The organism is uncultured Ramlibacter sp., from assembly GCF_936925435.1.
GTDB lineage: Bacteria > Pseudomonadota > Gammaproteobacteria > Burkholderiales > Burkholderiaceae_C > Ramlibacter.
In genome coordinates this window covers 33,752-48,777 of the sequence record NZ_CAKZHQ010000004.1, presented here as the reverse complement: position 1 = coordinate 48,777, position 15,026 = coordinate 33,752, and the positions used below count along the sequence as shown (strand labels likewise).

The window sequence follows — 15,026 nt, the reverse complement described above, 5'->3', positions numbered from 1 at the left end:
TCGCAGGTATTGCACGACCGGGACGCCGGCCATGCTATCCGTGTCGGTCGATACCGTACATGTCGAGGGCCTGCTTTTGGGTTTCGGGCACCAAGGTTCGAGCTGCGAGCCGCACTGCGTAGTCAGGATCGCACTTGTCCCAGAGCCTAATTGCGTCCACAAGGCCAAGTTCCCTGTCGATTAGGTACCACTCATCCCAGCCGGTCCCGTAGTAGAGCCCGTCACTGCCGATCCCGAGCGCCCTGAGCTGACTTGACAGGGGGTCAACATCTGCCCTTGCCTCGAACTCGTTCTGCCCGCGTCCCTTCACAACGAGGGTCGCAAGCAGCCGTCCGTCAGCGTTTTGGATCTCGTAAAACTGACGCACCTGGAAGTAGGGCAGTGCCAGCTCGACGTCAGTCACCTTCAGTTTCCTCATGCTGCTGCTCCACTGAGGAGCACGCCTTGCTGAAGCGCGGCGGCCTCATCTGGTGTCAGGCGCCTCCAGGCATCCAAAGGGGTTTCATACCCCGGGGGCAGAAGCGCCGCGTCACACATCGCGATCGCGAGCAGGATGCGCTGCCCGGTGCTGAGGACCCCGGCAAGGTTCGGGTTCCTCTGGTACGAGCGAATGATTTGAGAGAGTTCAGGTGCCGTCACGATTGCTCCGTTGAAGGTTAGATGGATGGCCCCGGGGAGGGGCCGCCTAGGTTGAACACCTAGGTCCTCTGTCTAGCCAGCACGAGCGTGAGGTTCTTTTCGGTATACCGTGGCGTGGAGATTCTTGAGCACATCCTTTGTGGCGAGGGCCTCACAGCGGCCACAAAAAAAGGACCCTAAGGCCCTTTGCGATCTGATTGGCAAACTACTTGCAAACCGCAGCTAATGTGCGTGCACCCGTAGTGCCGGGCACAATCGGCTTCCATTGCTGCTCGGCAGGCATGGAGGACGATGTGCCGTTGCCCATCTGGCCTCTATACAAGACCATGTGCAACATTCTTCTTCGCTCACCGGAACAGTCGTACTCCACCTGGGCTTTCATAGAGCGGAAAGCATCACCGCCTGCTTCTAATGGCTTGCTCATGTCACTCATTTCCCAGAGTCTGGCAATGCCTTTGATCTGCTTTACGCTGCTCGGATCGTAATAGTCACTGCCGCCTTCGTCTTGCCCCACCCTTGTCCAGCCAGCGTGGGCTCCGCAACATATTGCAGCAACAAGCACCCCGCCAAAAATTCGTTTGAATCGCAATTGCCTTCCTCCAAAAAATGAGTCGCTTTTAGCTCGATGAGTACACTTCTCTCAGGCAACCGCAGCCGGAGTCGCTTGCCGCAACGCCCGGATCGCCTGGAGCGTACGCGTCCCGCAATAGAGCATGTATCCACCCGCCGCTCCGAACAAAGGCCCAAAAAGACTGACCTCGAAGACTAGCGAACCGAAACCGCCGAGGAAGAAAAGCGCGCCGAGGAAGGTGTTGGCCACCCAACCCTCATGCCCCTCAACTTGAGTACTCAGGTTTCGATACGCCCGGGCATTGAACAGGCCGCGTCGGTTATCGCCGGCTACCTCCACCTGGTCTCCCGCATGAATCATGGCCGGTTGCGTTGCCTTCAAACGAACTTGACGGGCACCGAGCCTAAACATAGCAATGTGCGTCGTGGTGACTTGCCCGTCGTTGCCTCCACCTTGCACCGAAACGCTGGACTGCAGTGCCGTGACCACTCCAGACAGGATCTCCATCTTCACTCCTCGAATTTTTATTTTCTGTTGTTGCCGGCCCATGCCGAAGGGTCTGGTGTCGGCTATTGGCTCGGTCGTCGGCGACTATACCGGAGTTGATCCGCAGTCACTTTGCGGCATCCAAATCACGAGTTGAGGGAGCTCTGTGAGAGAGGCAGTTTCATCTGGCAGCGCGCTCTTTCTTGAAGGAGACCCCATGGGGCGATTAGGCGCGCCAGACAGGGCAGCGCGCCCTGCCTCTGCCAGCTAAACGGCTCGAGCTGCTACACTGGTCGTCACACGGCTGTGTGTAGCAACCCGCCGTAAACCCGCATAAACACTGGGGCGGGGTAAGTGGCAGTGGACCCCCATCAGCCACCCCATCAACACCAAGTAAAAAGCCGGCAGTTCACACTGCCGGCTTTTTTATTGGCTGTGGCTTCTGGCGCTTCTGGCTCAGTTGACCATCACCAGCTTGCCCATCACGCCGCGCGAACCCATGTGGGCATAGGCGGCCTTCAGATCGGCCATGGGCATGGTGCGGTCGATCACCGGCTTGACCTTGCCTTGGGCATACCACTGGGCCAGCTCGCCCATCATGGCGGCGTTGGCCTTGGGTTCGCGCCGGGAGAAGTCGCCCCAGAACACGCCGACGATGGAGGCGCCCTTGAGCAGGGCCAGGTTCAGCGGCAGGGCCGGGATGGGGCCGGAGGCAAAGCCCACCACCAGGTAGCGGCCGCGCCAGGCGATGGAGCGGAAGGCCGGCTCGGCAAAGTCGCCGCCCACCGGGTCGTAAATGACGTCGGGGCCCTTGCCGCCGGTGGCCGCCTTGATGGCCTCGCGCAGGTCCTGCGTGCTGTAGTTGATGGTCGCGTCGGCGCCGATGGACTTGCACAGCGCGCATTTGGCGTCGGTGGAGGCCGCGGCGATGACCTTCGCCCCCATGGCCTTGGCGATCTGGATGGCGGCGGTGCCGACCCCGCCGGCCGCGCCCAGCACAAGCACGGTCTCGCCGGCCTTGAGCTGGGCCCGGTCCACCAGCGCGTGGTGCGAGGTGGCGTAGATCATGATGAAGGCGGCGGCGTCCACGTGCCCAAAGCCAGCCGGCAGCGGCATGCACAGGGCCGCCGGCGCGATGGTGTGGCTGCCGAAGCCGCCGGTGCCCGACAGGCAGGCCACGTTCTGGCCGACCTGCAGGTGGGTCACGCCTTCGCCCACGGCCGCCACCACGCCGGCGTACTCGGAGCCGGGCACGAAGGGCAGGGCGGGCTTCATCTGGTACTTGTTCTGCACGATCAGCAGGTCGGGAAAATTCAGGCTGGCGGCCTTGATCTCGACCAGCACTTCACCCGCCTTGGGCTGGGGCGTGGGCAGCTCCTTCCACTGCAGCGCGTCGACGCCGGTGGGGTTCTCGCAGAGCCAGGCATGCATGGAATTCTCCAGTGGGGACAAGCGCGCAATGATAGGCGCGGCAGGTGCGGGGCCCGTGTCCCAGCGGTGACCGCGCGCCCTACAATCGGACGCTTGTCCCCCGCCCCCATGAAAATCCTCATCTCCAACGACGATGGCTACCGCGCGCCCGGCCTGGCTGCGCTGCACGAAGCGCTCAAGGACCTGGCCGGCGTCGAGGTCGAAGTGGTCGCGCCGGAACACAACAACAGCGCCAAGTCCAACGCCCTCACGCTGCATTCACCGCTGTACGTGCAGGAGGGTGGCAACGGCTTTCGCTACGTCAACGGCACGCCGGCGGACTGCGTGCACGTGGCGTTGACCGGCCTGCTTGGCTACCGGCCCGACCTGGTGGTCAGCGGCATCAACAACGGCGCCAACATGGGCGACGACACCATCTATTCGGGTACCGTGGGCGCGGCGATGGAGGGCTATCTGTTCGGCATCCCGGCGATCGCCTTTTCGCAGACCGAGAAGGGCTGGTCGCACATCGATGCCGCAGCCCGCAAGGCGCGCGATCTGGTGCAGCATGTGATCGCGCAGCAGCTTGTGGGCGGCCCGCCCTTTCTGTTGAACGTGAACATCCCCAACCGCGCCTATGGCGAGCTGGGCGCGTTCGAGGTCTGCCGGCTGGGCCGGCGCCACGCGGCCGAGAAGGTGATCGCGCAGACCGATCCGCGCGGCGAGACCATGTACTGGATCGGCAGTGCCGGCGCGGCCAAGGACGGCGCCGACGGCACGGACTTCCACGCCACCGCGCAGGGCCGCGTCTCGGTCACGCCGCTGCAGGTGGACCTGACCGACCACGACGGCCTGCAGGCCTGGCGCCAGATCGCCGGGCGCCTGGCGCCAGCGGAGCGCGGATGACGCGCCGCCCGGCCTTTCCGGTCCGGCTCGACCTGCGCTCGGGCGCCCCGGTTGCTCCTAAAAACATAGCTAACCGGGTCCAGGGGACGGGGGCTGGCGGCCCATCGGACCAGAAAATCAGCGTGCAGGGCGGGCACGGCATGGATTCAGCTGCGGTGCGGGCCCGCATGGTGCAAAAGCTCGCGGCGCAAGGTGTTTCCGATCCGCGCGTGCTGTCCGCCATGGGCACGGTGCCGCGGCATCGCTTTGTCGACAGCGCCCTGGTCAACCAGGCCTACGAGGACACCAGCCTGCCGATTGGCCTGGGCCAGACCATCTCCAAGCCCAATGTGGTGGCGCGCATGGTCGAACTGCTGCTGGGGGGCCGTGTCGACGACCAGGGCCGTCTGGGCCGCGTGCTGGAGATCGGCACCGGCTGCGGCTACCAGGCCGCTGTTCTGGCATGCGTGGCCACCGAGGTCTACAGCATCGAGCGGCTGCGCGGCCTGCACGACAAGGCGCGCGACAACCTGCGGTCGCTGCGGCTGGCCAACCTGCACCTGCTGTTTGGCGACGGCATGGCCGGCTATGCCAAGGGCGCGCCTTACGCCGGCATCATCGCGGCAGCCGGCGGCGATGCCGTGCCACAGGCATGGATCGAACAGCTCGCCGTGGGCGGGCGCATCATCGCGCCCACGGTCATGCCCGATGGGGCCCAGGCCCTGGTGGTGCTGGAGAAAACAGCCCGGGAGATGAAACAAAGTGTGCTCGAGCCCGTGCACTTTGTCCCCCTAAAATCAGGCATCGCTTGAAGGAACACAGATGCTCGAGTTGTTGAGTCAGGGACGGAAATGGGCAATTGTGGCGGTGGCGGCAGTGCTGCTGGCGGGTTGCGCTTCCAGTTCGCGCCATCCCGCACCGGTCGAAGACCGCAACGCAGGCACGCGTGCGCAGCCGGCGGTGGTCGCCGACGCGAAGCCGCTGGCGGGCGCCGAGAACGCCGGCAAGGCGGGTTACTACACCGTGCGCCCCGGCGACACCCTGATCCGCATCGCGCTGGAGAACGGGCAGAACTGGCGCGACATCGTGCGCTGGAACAACATCGACAATCCGAACGTGATCGAGGTGGGCCAGGTGCTGCGGGTGATCGCCCCGGCCGGCACGCCGGCCACCGACATCGCCGTGGTGCGCCCGGTGGCGCCGGCCTCGGCAACGCCCGGGACCGTGCCGCCGGCCCAGGCCGCCAGTGCGCCGCGCCCGCCAGCCTCTGCGGCCGCGCCGGCCGCCACGCCGCAGGGGGCCACGCCATCGGCCGCCGCGGACGACGAGCCGGCCTGGAGCTGGCCAGTGGCCAGCGGTGCCGTGCTCACCGGCTTCGACGAGACCAAGAACAAGGGCCTGGACATCGCCGGTAAGGCAGGCGATGCGGTGATGGCCTCGGCCGACGGCCGTGTGGTCTATGCCGGTGCCGGCCTGCGCGGCTACGGCAATCTGATCATCCTCAAGCACAACAACACCTACCTCACGGCCTATGCCCACAACCAGCAGTTGCTGGTCAAGGAAGACCAGACGGTGAAGAAGGGCCAGAAGATCGCCGAGATGGGGTCCAGCGACGCCGACCGGGTCAAGCTGCACTTCGAGATCCGGCGGCAGGGCAAGCCTGTCGACCCGGCCAAGTACTTACCGGCGAGGTAGCGACATGGCCAGGCGCAACGGACACGACAAGTCGGCGGTTCGAAGCGCGAAGGAGGGTGCGGATGCCCGCCCTGAGGCCGAGATGCCCGACGAGGGAAGCGCCGCGCCGCGCGAGGTCCAGGCCGACGTGGCCGGTGAGTCCAGCGACACGCTGACGCTCTACCTGCGCGACGTGCGGCGCACCACGCTGTTCACCCCCGAGCAGGAATTCGAGGCCGCCACCCTCGCGCGCGCCGGCGACTTTGCGGCGCGCCAGTCCATGATCGAGCACAACCTGCGCCTGGTGGTGAGCATCGCCAAAGGCTACCTGGGGCGCGGCGTGCCGCTGTCGGACCTGATCGAAGAGGGCAACCTGGGCCTGATGCACGCCATCGACAAGTTCGAGCCCGAGCGGGGCTTTCGCTTTTCCACCTACGCCACCTGGTGGATCCGCCAGTCGGTCGAGCGCGCCGTGATGAACCAGGGCCGGGTGATTCGCCTGCCGGTGCACGTGGTGCGCGAGTTGCAGCAGGTGCTGCGCGCCCGCCGCACGCTGGAGAACGACCCGGCCTTCGCCGCCGCCCGCAACGGCTTCGAGGGCGAGGGCGTGCGGGTCGAAGACGTTGCCGCGCTGCTGGGTCGCGATGTGCAGCATGTGGCCGACCTGTTGGCCATGGCCGAGACGCCGCGCTCGCTGGACGCCGCCCTGGACCGCAGCGACGATGAACATACGCTGGGCGACTCCATGGCCGACGAGGACGCGGCCGATCCCACCGGCGTGACGCAGAACCACGAGGTCGAGCGCCTGCTGGCCAACTGGATCGACGCCCTGTCGCAGCGCGAGAAGGAAGTGCTGGAAGGGCGCTTTGGCCTGCACGACCGCGAGCCCGAAACCCTGGAGGTGCTCAGCGAGCGCCTGGGTCTGACACGCGAGCGGGTGCGCCAGATCCAGAACGAGGCCCTGGTCAAACTCAAACGCCATATGACGCGCAACGGCGTCTCGCGGGACGCCCTTTTCTGATTCCGCCTTGAGGTCGGCTCACGATGGGCACTGGTAAAGTGCTCATCATGAGCTGGCCTGTACTTGTTTTTGACATCGAATCCATCCCCGACGTTGCGGGCCTGCGGGCCTTGCGCGGTGCCTCCGCCGACGACAGCGATGCGCAGGTCTATGGCGCCTGGCTGCAGGAGCGCAAGGACAAGGGCCAGAGCGACTTCACGCCGCTGCACCTGCAGCGCATCCTGGTCATCAGCTGCGTCTTTCGCAATGCCGAAGGCATCAAGATCCACTCCTTCGTCGACCGCGACAACGCCAGCGAGGGCAAGGTCATCCAGACCTTCTTCAACACGCTGGAAAAGCATGTGCCCCAGCTGGTGAGCTGGAACGGCGGTGGCTTCGACCTGCCGGTGCTGCACTACCGCGGCCTGCGCCATGGCGTGGTGGCCGACAAGTACTGGGACCTGGGCGACGACGATCGCGAGTTCAAGTGGAACAACTACATCAGCCGCTACCACCTGCGGCACCTGGACCTGATGGACCTGCTGGCCATGTACCAGCCCAAGAACAACGCGCCGCTGGACGCCATGGCCAAGCTCTGCGGCTTCCCCGGCAAGCTGGGCATGGACGGTTCCCAGGTCTACCCGGCCTTCCTGGAAGGCAAGCTGGAGGACATCCGCCGCTACTGCGAGACCGACGTGATGAACACTTACCTGGTGTACTGCCGGTTCCAGAAGATGCGTGGCGGCCTGACCGAGACCGAGTACGAGCAGGAGATCGCCCTGGTCAAAAGCACGCTGGGCAATCTGGCGCCGGCCGAGGCGCATTGGCAGGAATACCTGGCGGCCTGGGGCTGAAGGGCTTTCAGTCCTTGGGGTCCAGCATCTCATCGTAGCCGCGGCCCCGGAACTCCAGCAAATCGAGGCCGTGGCCCCAGGGGTCGGCCAGGCTGGCCATGCGGCCCCAGCGCCGGTCCTGAATGGGCCGCTCCAAGAGGGCTCCCATGGCCATCAGGCGGGCTGCGGCGGCGTCGATGCCCGTCACCACGAAGTCCAGGTGCACCGGCGTCCAGTGCCGGCCGTAGTCGCGCCGCTGGGGCTGGGCCTGGCCCAGCGGGGCGCTGCCCTCGGGGTTGGCCAGCAGGTCGATGGCGCTGGTGGCGCCCAGCAGCTCGGCCCAATCGCTGTCCAGCCGCCGGCCCAGGCGCAGGCCCAGGCCCTGGGTGTAGAAGCGGATGGCGCGCTCCAGGTCGCTGACGTCGATGCAGACGCGGATTTCCAGGGGATGGCTGTCCATGGCTTGCCTCCAGTGCTGCGCAATGGTCAGTATGGCTCCTGAGACAATCGGAAGATGACAGCAGAGATTCAAACTGAAACTGAGAACAAGCCGCCCCTGCCCGAGGGCTGGCTGCATGTGGACGCGCTCGACATGGACGCCCAGGGCGTGGCCCGCCGGCCCGACGGCAAGGTGGTCTTCGTCGAGGGCGCGCTGCCGGGCGAGCTGGTGTCGGCCAAGGTCCTTCGCAAGAAGAACAACTGGGAGCAGGGTGTCCTGACCGAGCTGCACAGCGAGTCGTCGCAGCGTGTCACGCCGCGCTGCCCGCATTTCGGCCTGCATGACGGCGCCTGTGGCGGCTGCAAGATGCAGCACCTGCACGTCAGCGGCCAGGTGGCGGTCAAGCAGCGGGTGCTGGAGGACAACCTCTGGCACCTGAGCAAGGTCAAGGCCGACATGGTGCTGCGGCCGATCGAGGGGCCGTCCTGGGGCTACCGCTGGCGAGCGCGCTTCAGCGTGCGACACGTCCACAAGAAGGGCACGGTGCTGGTGGGCTTCCATGAGCGCAAGAGCCGCTACGTGGCCGACATGCGCGAGTGCCATGTGGTCCCGCCGCACGTCAATGCCCTGCTGCTGCCACTGCGCGCGCTGATCGGCTCCATGGACGCCATCGAGACCTGCCCGCAGATCGAGCTGGCCTGCGGCGACGCCGTCACCGCCCTGGTGCTGCGCCACCTGGAGCCCTTGAGCGAGGGCGACCTGGCCAGGCTGCGCGCCTTCGCGGCCGAACACGCCAGCGTGCAATGGTGGCTGCAGGCCAAGGGCCCGGACACCATCCGGCTGCTGGACGAGGGCGGACCGCAGCTGGCCTATGGCCTGCCGGAATTCGGCATCACCATGCCCTTCAAGCCCACCGACTTCACCCAGGTCAATCCGCACATCAACCGCGTGCTGGTGAACAAGGCGCTGAGCCTGCTGGACGTGCAAAAGGACGAGCGGGTGATCGACTGGTTCTGCGGCCTGGGCAACTTCACCTTGCCGTTGGCCACCCGTGCCGCCAGCGTGCTGGGCATCGAGGGCAGCGAGGCCCTGGTCGCCCGCTCACGCCAGAACTACAAGCTGAATCAGGCCGTGGCCCCCGGTAATACTGCATTAGCTGCTACTGAATTTGTAGCGCGCAACCTGTTCGAGATGACTCCGCAGCTGCTGATGGCCGACGGCGTGGCCGACAAATGGCTGGTCGACCCGCCGCGCGAAGGCGCCTTCGCCCTGGCCAAGGCCATGGCCGACCTGCACTCGGACAGCGAACTGCGTGGCGCCTGGACGCCGCCGCGGCGCATCGTCTATGTCAGCTGCAACCCCGCCACCCTGGCCCGCGACGCCGGCCTGCTGGTCAACCAGGCCGGCTACCGCTGCAGCGCCGCCGGGGTGGTCAACATGTTCCCCCACACGGCCCACGTGGAGAGCATCGCGGTGTTTGATCTGGAAACGTAAACCTCAAAAGGACAAGGGCCCCGACGGGGCCCTTGTTTTGTCCGGAACGTAGTGGTTACGTAGCGGTTTAGTCTCGCTCGCCGCCCACGATCCCCAGCAGCGCCAGCAGGCTCTGGAACACGTTGAAGGCGTCCAGGTACAAGGCCAGGGTGGCGCTGATGTAGTTGGTCTCTCCGCCGTCCAGGATCTGCTTGAGGTCGTACAGCATGTAGGCGCTGAAGACGCCGATGGCCATCACGCTGATCACCAGCATGCCGGTGCTCGAGCCGACGAAGACGTTGATGATGCCGCCGATCATGATGGCCAGGGCTCCGACAAACAGCCACTTGCCCATGCCCGAGATGTCGCGCTTGATCACGCTGGCCAGGCTGGCCATCACGAAGAACACGCCTGCCGTGCCGCCGAAGGCCGTCATCACCAGGCTGGGGCCGTTCTTGAAGCCCAGCACCATGGCGATCAGGCGCGACAGCATCAGGCCCATGAAGAAGGTGAAGGCCAGCAGCACCGGCACGCCGGCGGCCGAGTTCTTGGTCTTCTCGATGGCGAACATGAAGCCGAAGGCGCCGGCCAAGAAGACAATCAGGCCGACCCCGCCGGACAGGCTTTGGGTGATGCCGGTGGCCACGCCCAGCCAGGCGCCCAGCACCGTGGGCAGCAGGCTCAGGGCCAGCAGCCAGTAGGTGTTGCGCAGCACCTTGTTGCGCTGTTCGGCCGGGACGGCATAGCCGTCGTAGCCGGCGGTCTGTACTTGCTCGTTCATGGTGGGCTCCTTTGCCGTGTGGCAGTTAGATGGGCGCATTCTAGGAGGGTTCAATGCCCGTGGGTCAAAACAGCCCGCCATCCGGTCGGGGTAAGCCAGCCGTTATGCTTGGCGCTTCCTTCTCCAGCCACCGGATTGACCCCATGAAAACCAAGCCTTCCCTGGAACTTGCCGACCTCAAGGCCATCGCCGGCGCCGCCGAAGCCGAGGCTCTGAAGAACAACTGGGCGGTGAGCATCGCCATCGTCGACGATGGCGGCCACCTGCTGTGGCTGCAGCGCCTGGACGGCGCGGCGCCGATCTCGGCCCATATTGCGCCGGCCAAGGCCAACACGGCGGCTCTGGGCCGCCGCGAGAGCAAGGTCTACGAGGACATGGTCAATGGCGGCAGGGTGTCCTTCCTGTCCGCGCCCGACCTCAAGGGGCTGCTCGAAGGCGGTGTGCCGATCCTGAAGGACGGCCAGTGCCTGGGCGCCGTGGGCGTGAGCGGCGTGAAGTCCACGGAGGATGCGCAGATTGCGCGCGCCGGGATCGCCGCCATCGGCCTGTAAAGAAAAATCCGGGGAAAAAAAGCCTGGCTAACCGGGGCAGGGCCCCGCTGGCTGGCCAAAAAGCGACCTTGGAGGGTCTGAACCTCCGGATCGCCCCACGATGAAATTATTTGGTCAGGATCAGCTTGCCCAGCTTGGTGGCTTGCAGGCGGTAGACCGATCCGTTGTGGTGGATGTCGACGCTGCGACTGCCCTGGAGCAGCTCCGTGCTGGGCACAGGGCGCGCCGGCGCGCCACTGAGGCCCGCCTGGGCCGGCTGCGTTGCGGCCAGCGTGGCCGCCGAGGGAGACATGTTGGGCATGGCGAGGACTCCTTCTTGCATCAATTGGTCTTGGGCTCGGTGATGAAACCGATCTTGCGCAGGCCGGCCTGCTGGGCCTGCGCCATGGCCTGGGCGACGCGCTCGTAGCGCACGTCCTTGTCGCCGCGGATGTGCAGCTCCGGTTGCGGGTTCTTGGCCGCTTCCGTCTGCAGCATGCCCGGCAGGGTCTTGTCGTCGACCTTGTTCTCGTTCCACCAGTAGTCGCCCTTGGCGTCGACCGACAGGCGCACCGTCTCGGGCTTGGCCTCCTGCGGCTGGTTGGTGGCGCGGGGCAGGTCGATGTTGACCGCGTGCTTCATGACAGGGATGGTGATGATGAAGATGATCAGCAGCACCAGCATGACGTCGACCAGCGGCGTCATGTTGATCTCGTTCATGACGTCGTCGGTCTCGTCCTGGGTTCCGAAGGCCATCTCAGGCGCCCTTCTTCATGGAGACGACCTTGCCGGCAGCGCCGCCGGTCGACACGCGGGCACCGGTGACGAAGTACGAGTGCAGGTCGTGGCCGAAGCGGTTGAGCTTGCCCAGGATGGACTTGTTGCCGCGCACCAGGGCGTTGTAGCCCAGCACCGCAGGGATGGCGACGGCCAGGCCCAGCGCGGTCATGATCAGCGCCTCGCCGATCGGGCCGGCGACCTTGTCGATGGTCGCCTGGCCGGCCATGCTGATGGCGATCAGGGCGTGGTAGATGCCCCAGACCGTGCCGAACAGGCCGACGAAGGGTGCGGTGGAGCCCACCGAGGCCAGCACGGCCAGGCCCGATTGCAGCCGCGCGGTGGATTCGTCGATCGAGTTGCGCAGCGAGCGGGTCAGCCAGTCGCTCACGTCCAGAGAGTCGTGCAGCTGCGGCTGGGCGTGGCGGTGGGCCGTGGCCTCGCGGCCTTCGGCGGCCAGCGAGCGGAAGGGATTGCCGGGATCGTTGCCCAGCTTGGCCATGCCGTCGGCGAAATCGGCGCTGTGCCAGAAGCTCTCGGTCTGGCGGGCCTGGGAGGCGAAGCGGCGCAGGTCCAGTGCCTTGACGATGATCACCATCCAGGACGCGAGCGACATGAGCAGCAGGAGGCTGGCCACACCCTTGGTGACGATGTCACCCTGGGTCCACAGGTTCATGAGGCCGAAATGGGATTCCATAAAAACACTTACTCCAGGACAAAATTGATCGGGACGTTGAACCACATGGTCTCGGCCACACCGGCGCGCTTGCCGGGCACATAGCGCCATTTCAGGACGGTGCTCATGGCAGCCTGGTCCAGGCGCTCGAAGCCGCTGGACTGGCGGATCTCGGCTTTTTGCGCCGCGCCATCCGTGCCAATGAGCACCCGCACGATGACCTTGCCCTGCTCGCCCAGGCGCTTGCTGATGGCCGGGTAGGAGGGCTTGGGGTTTTGCAGGTAGTCAGCGTCGCTGGACGGCAGTTCCACCTTGGCGGGCGCCGGCGGGGCCGGCGGTGCGGGCGGTGCGGGCGCGGGGGACGGGGCAGCGATGGGCGGTGCCGGCGGCTGCGGCTCCAGCACGCCGGTGGGCGCATTGGGCGCCGGCGTCGGATCCTTGATGGCCAGCGGCTGCGGCGCGCGCTTGATGACGGGCTGCTTGGGGGCGGGCGGCGGCGGGGGCGGCGGCTCGACCTTGGGCGCGGGCGGGGCAATGATCTGGGCCAGGATTTCGGCCGGCACCACGATCTCGACCGCGCGCTGGATCAGGCCGGTCTGCAGCGCCCACAAGGCCGCCACGTGGAAGGCCACCACGCCGCCGGCGATGACCACATTGCGGTTCATGCGCGGCGCTGCGGGGGCCGCCGGGGCGGCGGGCGGGAAGGCCGGCAAGGGCGCCGTGCCGCCGACCGCGACGCGGCCTCTTTGTGTCGAAGCGCTGCTCATTGGAAATTCATTCACGCAAAACCCACCAGGCCGATGCCAACACAAGCATCACGCTGACGCCAAGGGTGTAGAGGACTTCCATGCTGCGCTCTCCTGGATTCGGGTGGCGAGCTGGATGGCGGCGACCGGATGGGTCGCGCTGCACTGGGCCACCACGTCGCGGGCGCAGCTTTCGCATTGACCGCATTGGGTGGCCACACCGAGTTCAAACTGGATGTCGTCGAAATTCATGCCCGCACGCGCATGGCGAGCGATTTCTCGGTCGGAAACACGGCGGCAGACGCAGACGATCATGGTTTGAACAGGCTTGGCTGGCGATGGAACAAAGTGGAGTGATTATAAATACGAATCGCTCGCATTTGCAATATCCATGACGCCGAAATATTGAAACGCGCCAAGGCGCCGGCTCAGGCGCGCAGCAGCAGATCCGGCGTGGCCTGGTCCAGGGTGGCGCAGCCGCACAGGGCCATGGCGATTTCCAGCTCGTCCAGCAACAGCCGCAGCACATGGGCCACGCCCACGGCGCCGGCATTGGCCAGGCCGTAGACACAAGGCCGGCCCACCAGCACGGCCTGGGCGCCCAGGGCGATGGCCTTGAGCACGTCGGTGCCGCGACGGATGCCGCCGTCGACCAGGATGGGACAGGCGCCGGCCACGGCCTGGACGATGGCGGGCAGTGCGCTGGCGGTCGCCGGCGTGGTGTCCAGGGTGCGGCCGCCGTGGTTGGAGACCACCAGGCCCGCCACCTGCAGGCTGGCGGCCTGGCGGGCGTCCTCGGGATGGAGCACGCCCTTGAGCAGCAGCGGCAGGCGGGTCTGCGCCTGCAGCCAGGCGATGTCGTCCCAGGTTGGCGCGGCTGTCAGCAGGGCGTCGAACATCGCGCTTTGCCCGGGCGCCAGTGTGGGGCGCGGCGCCGGCCCCAGCCCCTGCAGGTTGACGGCCGAGATGCCGGCCGGCAGGCGAAAGCTGGCCCGGCGTTCGCGGTCGCGCGCGCCGCTGGCCGGCGCATCTACGGTCAGCACCAAGGCTTCGTAGCCGGCCTGTTCGGCGCGGGCGATGAGCTCGCGCACGAAGCCGCGGTCGTGCTGCATGTACAGCTGGAACCACAGCGGCCCGCGCTGGGGCATGCCCAGGGCAGCCTGGGCCACCGCTTCCAGCGGCGTGCTGGCCTGGCAGCTCAGCACGATGCCCGCGCCCTGGGACGCGGCGGCGTAGGCCATGGCCAGTTCGCCGTCGGGATGGGCCATGCGCTGGAAAGCCACGGGCGCCAGCAGCACCGGGTGGCTGAGCGTGCGGCCCAGCAGCTCGGTGCGCGTGTGGCCGCCCGCCAGGGAGCGCAGCACCCGCGGCAGCAAGCCGATGGCATCCCAGGCGCAGCGGTTGGCGCGCAGCGTGATCTCGTCCGCAGCGCCGCCGCTGTAGTAGGCCCAGGCGTTGTCATCGAGCACACCGCGCGCCTGCGTCTCGTGGTCCGCCAGGCTGACGACGCCGGGAGGGACGGCTGCAACGGAAGGAATGTCTGCCATCAGGACAGATCCCCCGGCCGCGGCGCCGGCTTGTCGCCATCGACCATGGCGCGCACCAGGTTCTCGTCGTGGCGCCCGCTGGTGAAGGCCACGCCGGCCAGATGCAGGCCGATGAGGGCCAGCAGCAGCCAGCCGAGGAAGGCATGGAGCTGGTCCAGCCAGGCCTCGCCCCAGAACATGTCAAAGCGCGTGTAAAGCCAGCCGGTCAGGCCCAGCGCGGCAACGCAGGCCAGCAGGGCCAGGACCATCCAGGCGCCCAGGGGGTTGTGGCCGATGTAGCGCGGCTCGCGCCGCTCCAGCACTCTGGCGGCATACGAAGCAGTTGCTGTGGGGCCGCGCAGGAACTGGGCGAAGCGGGCGTAGCGGCTGCCTGCAAAGCCCCAGGCCAGGCGCAATGCCACAACGGCCGCCGCCGCATAGCCGGCGGCCTCATGCCAATGCAGCCAGCCCAGCGTGGTCAGCCAGGCGGCGGCCACGCTGGCCACAAGCAGCCAGTGCAGGCAGCGCACGGCTGCGTCCCAGACCCGGATGCGCGGCGCTTGGGAATCCATGCGGCCTG

At 66.6% G+C, this 15,026-nt stretch carries 21 protein-coding genes; 7 read left to right on the top strand and 14 right to left on the bottom strand.

The annotated features are described in order from the left end of the window. Positions 1-34: 34 nt before the first annotated feature. From Q0632_RS03830 to Q0632_RS03810, 5 genes are all read right to left on the bottom strand, one after another. Positions 35-418: a hypothetical protein gene (locus Q0632_RS03830; protein ID WP_298924526.1), complete on the bottom strand. Its 384-nt coding sequence runs from the start codon at positions 416-418 to the stop codon at positions 35-37. Continuing rightward, positions 415-639, bottom strand: coding sequence for a hypothetical protein (locus Q0632_RS03825; RefSeq protein WP_298924524.1), 225 nt, complete (start codon positions 637-639; stop codon positions 415-417). The genes Q0632_RS03830 and Q0632_RS03825 overlap by 4 nt, the downstream gene beginning before the upstream one ends. A gap of 205 nt (positions 640-844) precedes the next feature. Next, positions 845-1,228, bottom strand: coding sequence for a surface-adhesin E family protein (locus Q0632_RS03820; protein WP_298924522.1), 384 nt, complete (start codon positions 1,226-1,228; stop codon positions 845-847). A 51-nt stretch (positions 1,229-1,279) separates the two neighbouring features. Beyond that, on the bottom strand, positions 1,280-1,717 hold the full coding sequence (locus Q0632_RS03815; RefSeq protein WP_298924520.1) for a hypothetical protein: 438 nt from the start codon (positions 1,715-1,717) through the stop codon (positions 1,280-1,282). A gap of 435 nt (positions 1,718-2,152) precedes the next feature. Further along, positions 2,153-3,127: an NADPH:quinone oxidoreductase family protein gene (locus Q0632_RS03810; RefSeq protein ID WP_298924518.1), complete on the bottom strand. Its 975-nt coding sequence runs from the start codon at positions 3,125-3,127 to the stop codon at positions 2,153-2,155. A gap of 108 nt (positions 3,128-3,235) precedes the next feature. Between Q0632_RS03810 and surE the strand changes: the two genes are divergently transcribed. The 5 genes from surE to Q0632_RS03785 all read left to right on the top strand — a co-directional run bounded on the left by surE (position 3,236) and on the right by Q0632_RS03785 (position 7,519). Continuing rightward, positions 3,236-4,012 (top strand): 5'/3'-nucleotidase SurE, encoded by a 777-nt coding sequence (gene surE, locus Q0632_RS03805; protein WP_298925265.1) that lies wholly within the window; start codon positions 3,236-3,238, stop codon positions 4,010-4,012. Next, positions 4,009-4,803, top strand: coding sequence for a protein-L-isoaspartate(D-aspartate) O-methyltransferase (locus Q0632_RS03800; RefSeq protein WP_298924516.1), 795 nt, complete (start codon positions 4,009-4,011; stop codon positions 4,801-4,803). Before surE ends, Q0632_RS03800 begins: the two co-directional genes overlap by 4 nt. 10 nt (positions 4,804-4,813) lie before the next feature. Further along, the gene (locus tag Q0632_RS03795; RefSeq protein ID WP_298924514.1) at positions 4,814-5,686 is read left to right on the top strand and encodes a peptidoglycan DD-metalloendopeptidase family protein; all 873 of its coding nucleotides are present in this window, start codon (positions 4,814-4,816) and stop codon (positions 5,684-5,686) included. Between the two features lie 82 nt (positions 5,687-5,768). Then, positions 5,769-6,686, top strand: coding sequence for an RNA polymerase sigma factor RpoS (gene rpoS / locus Q0632_RS03790; RefSeq protein WP_298924513.1), 918 nt, complete (start codon positions 5,769-5,771; stop codon positions 6,684-6,686). A 47-nt stretch (positions 6,687-6,733) separates the two neighbouring features. Further along, positions 6,734-7,519 (top strand): 3'-5' exonuclease, encoded by a 786-nt coding sequence (locus Q0632_RS03785; protein WP_298924511.1) that lies wholly within the window; start codon positions 6,734-6,736, stop codon positions 7,517-7,519. A gap of 7 nt (positions 7,520-7,526) precedes the next feature. Here the strand turns inward: Q0632_RS03785 and Q0632_RS03780 are convergent, their stop codons facing one another. After that, positions 7,527-7,958 carry a VOC family protein gene (locus tag Q0632_RS03780; protein WP_298924509.1) on the bottom strand — a complete coding sequence of 144 codons (432 nt, stop codon included), beginning with the start codon at positions 7,956-7,958 and terminating at the stop codon, positions 7,527-7,529. A 54-nt stretch (positions 7,959-8,012) separates the two neighbouring features. Between Q0632_RS03780 and rlmD the strand changes: the two genes are divergently transcribed. After that, positions 8,013-9,431: a 23S rRNA (uracil(1939)-C(5))-methyltransferase RlmD gene (gene rlmD / locus Q0632_RS03775; RefSeq protein WP_298924507.1), complete on the top strand. Its 1,419-nt coding sequence runs from the start codon at positions 8,013-8,015 to the stop codon at positions 9,429-9,431. A 67-nt stretch (positions 9,432-9,498) separates the two neighbouring features. Here the strand turns inward: rlmD and Q0632_RS03770 are convergent, their stop codons facing one another. Continuing rightward, a complete protein-coding gene (locus tag Q0632_RS03770; RefSeq protein ID WP_298924505.1) occupies positions 9,499-10,191 on the bottom strand; it encodes a Bax inhibitor-1/YccA family protein in 693 nt (230 codons plus the stop codon). 143 nt (positions 10,192-10,334) lie between these two features. Here Q0632_RS03770 and Q0632_RS03765 point away from each other — a divergent pair, with 143 nt between their 5' ends. After that, positions 10,335-10,742 carry a heme-binding protein gene (locus Q0632_RS03765; protein WP_298924503.1) on the top strand — a complete coding sequence of 136 codons (408 nt, stop codon included), beginning with the start codon at positions 10,335-10,337 and terminating at the stop codon, positions 10,740-10,742. A 106-nt stretch (positions 10,743-10,848) separates the two neighbouring features. Here Q0632_RS03765 and hemP read toward each other — a convergent pair whose 3' ends face one another. From hemP to Q0632_RS03730, 7 genes are all read right to left on the bottom strand, one after another. Beyond that, positions 10,849-11,034, bottom strand: coding sequence for a hemin uptake protein HemP (hemP, locus tag Q0632_RS03760; RefSeq protein WP_298925262.1), 186 nt, complete (start codon positions 11,032-11,034; stop codon positions 10,849-10,851). A 29-nt stretch (positions 11,035-11,063) separates the two neighbouring features. Next, complete coding sequence (locus tag Q0632_RS03755) at positions 11,064-11,477, bottom strand: biopolymer transporter ExbD (RefSeq protein ID WP_298924501.1); 414 nt, start codon at positions 11,475-11,477, stop codon at positions 11,064-11,066. A 1-nt stretch (position 11,478) separates the two neighbouring features. Continuing rightward, a complete protein-coding gene (locus Q0632_RS03750) occupies positions 11,479-12,195 on the bottom strand; it encodes a MotA/TolQ/ExbB proton channel family protein (RefSeq protein ID WP_298924499.1) in 717 nt (238 codons plus the stop codon). Positions 12,196-12,203: 8 nt separating this feature from the next. Next, positions 12,204-12,839, bottom strand: a complete 636-nt coding sequence (locus tag Q0632_RS03745; RefSeq protein ID WP_298925259.1) for an energy transducer TonB — start codon at positions 12,837-12,839, stop codon at positions 12,204-12,206. Between the two features lie 150 nt (positions 12,840-12,989). Beyond that, the gene (locus Q0632_RS03740) at positions 12,990-13,235 is read right to left on the bottom strand and encodes a (2Fe-2S)-binding protein (protein WP_298924497.1); all 246 of its coding nucleotides are present in this window, start codon (positions 13,233-13,235) and stop codon (positions 12,990-12,992) included. 113 nt (positions 13,236-13,348) lie between these two features. Next, positions 13,349-14,467, bottom strand: a complete 1,119-nt coding sequence (locus tag Q0632_RS03735; protein WP_298924496.1) for an alpha-hydroxy acid oxidase — start codon at positions 14,465-14,467, stop codon at positions 13,349-13,351. Continuing rightward, a complete protein-coding gene (locus Q0632_RS03730; protein ID WP_298924495.1) occupies positions 14,467-15,018 on the bottom strand; it encodes a cytochrome b/b6 domain-containing protein in 552 nt (183 codons plus the stop codon). The genes Q0632_RS03735 and Q0632_RS03730 overlap by 1 nt, the downstream gene beginning before the upstream one ends. Positions 15,019-15,026: the final 8 nt, after the last annotated feature.

What these genes read in the sequence shown, in the direction of transcription:
- Q0632_RS03830 (WP_298924526.1), bottom strand. Translation starts at nt 418, where the DNA reads ATGAGGAAACTGAAGGTGACTGACGTCGAGCTGGCACTGCCCTACTTC.
- Q0632_RS03815 (WP_298924520.1), bottom strand. Translation starts at nt 1,717, where the DNA reads ATGGAGATCCTGTCTGGAGTGGTCACGGCACTGCAGTCCAGCGTTTCG.
- Q0632_RS03810 (WP_298924518.1), bottom strand. Translation starts at nt 3,127, where the DNA reads ATGCATGCCTGGCTCTGCGAGAACCCCACCGGCGTCGACGCGCTGCAG.
- surE (WP_298925265.1), top strand. Translation starts at nt 3,236, where the DNA reads ATGAAAATCCTCATCTCCAACGACGATGGCTACCGCGCGCCCGGCCTG.
- Q0632_RS03800 (WP_298924516.1), top strand. Translation starts at nt 4,009, where the DNA reads ATGACGCGCCGCCCGGCCTTTCCGGTCCGGCTCGACCTGCGCTCGGGC.
- Q0632_RS03795 (WP_298924514.1), top strand. Translation starts at nt 4,814, where the DNA reads ATGCTCGAGTTGTTGAGTCAGGGACGGAAATGGGCAATTGTGGCGGTG.
- rpoS (WP_298924513.1), top strand. Translation starts at nt 5,769, where the DNA reads ATGCCCGACGAGGGAAGCGCCGCGCCGCGCGAGGTCCAGGCCGACGTG.
- Q0632_RS03785 (WP_298924511.1), top strand. Translation starts at nt 6,734, where the DNA reads ATGAGCTGGCCTGTACTTGTTTTTGACATCGAATCCATCCCCGACGTT.
- Q0632_RS03780 (WP_298924509.1), bottom strand. Translation starts at nt 7,958, where the DNA reads ATGGACAGCCATCCCCTGGAAATCCGCGTCTGCATCGACGTCAGCGAC.
- rlmD (WP_298924507.1), top strand. Translation starts at nt 8,013, where the DNA reads ATGACAGCAGAGATTCAAACTGAAACTGAGAACAAGCCGCCCCTGCCC.
- Q0632_RS03770 (WP_298924505.1), bottom strand. Translation starts at nt 10,191, where the DNA reads ATGAACGAGCAAGTACAGACCGCCGGCTACGACGGCTATGCCGTCCCG.
- Q0632_RS03765 (WP_298924503.1), top strand. Translation starts at nt 10,335, where the DNA reads ATGAAAACCAAGCCTTCCCTGGAACTTGCCGACCTCAAGGCCATCGCC.
- hemP (WP_298925262.1), bottom strand. Translation starts at nt 11,034, where the DNA reads ATGTCTCCCTCGGCGGCCACGCTGGCCGCAACGCAGCCGGCCCAGGCG.
- Q0632_RS03755 (WP_298924501.1), bottom strand. Translation starts at nt 11,477, where the DNA reads ATGGCCTTCGGAACCCAGGACGAGACCGACGACGTCATGAACGAGATC.
- Q0632_RS03750 (WP_298924499.1), bottom strand. Translation starts at nt 12,195, where the DNA reads ATGGAATCCCATTTCGGCCTCATGAACCTGTGGACCCAGGGTGACATC.
- Q0632_RS03745 (WP_298925259.1), bottom strand. Translation starts at nt 12,839, where the DNA reads ATGAACCGCAATGTGGTCATCGCCGGCGGCGTGGTGGCCTTCCACGTG.
- Q0632_RS03740 (WP_298924497.1), bottom strand. Translation starts at nt 13,235, where the DNA reads ATGATCGTCTGCGTCTGCCGCCGTGTTTCCGACCGAGAAATCGCTCGC.
- Q0632_RS03735 (WP_298924496.1), bottom strand. Translation starts at nt 14,467, where the DNA reads ATGGCAGACATTCCTTCCGTTGCAGCCGTCCCTCCCGGCGTCGTCAGC.
- Q0632_RS03730 (WP_298924495.1), bottom strand. Translation starts at nt 15,018, where the DNA reads ATGGATTCCCAAGCGCCGCGCATCCGGGTCTGGGACGCAGCCGTGCGC.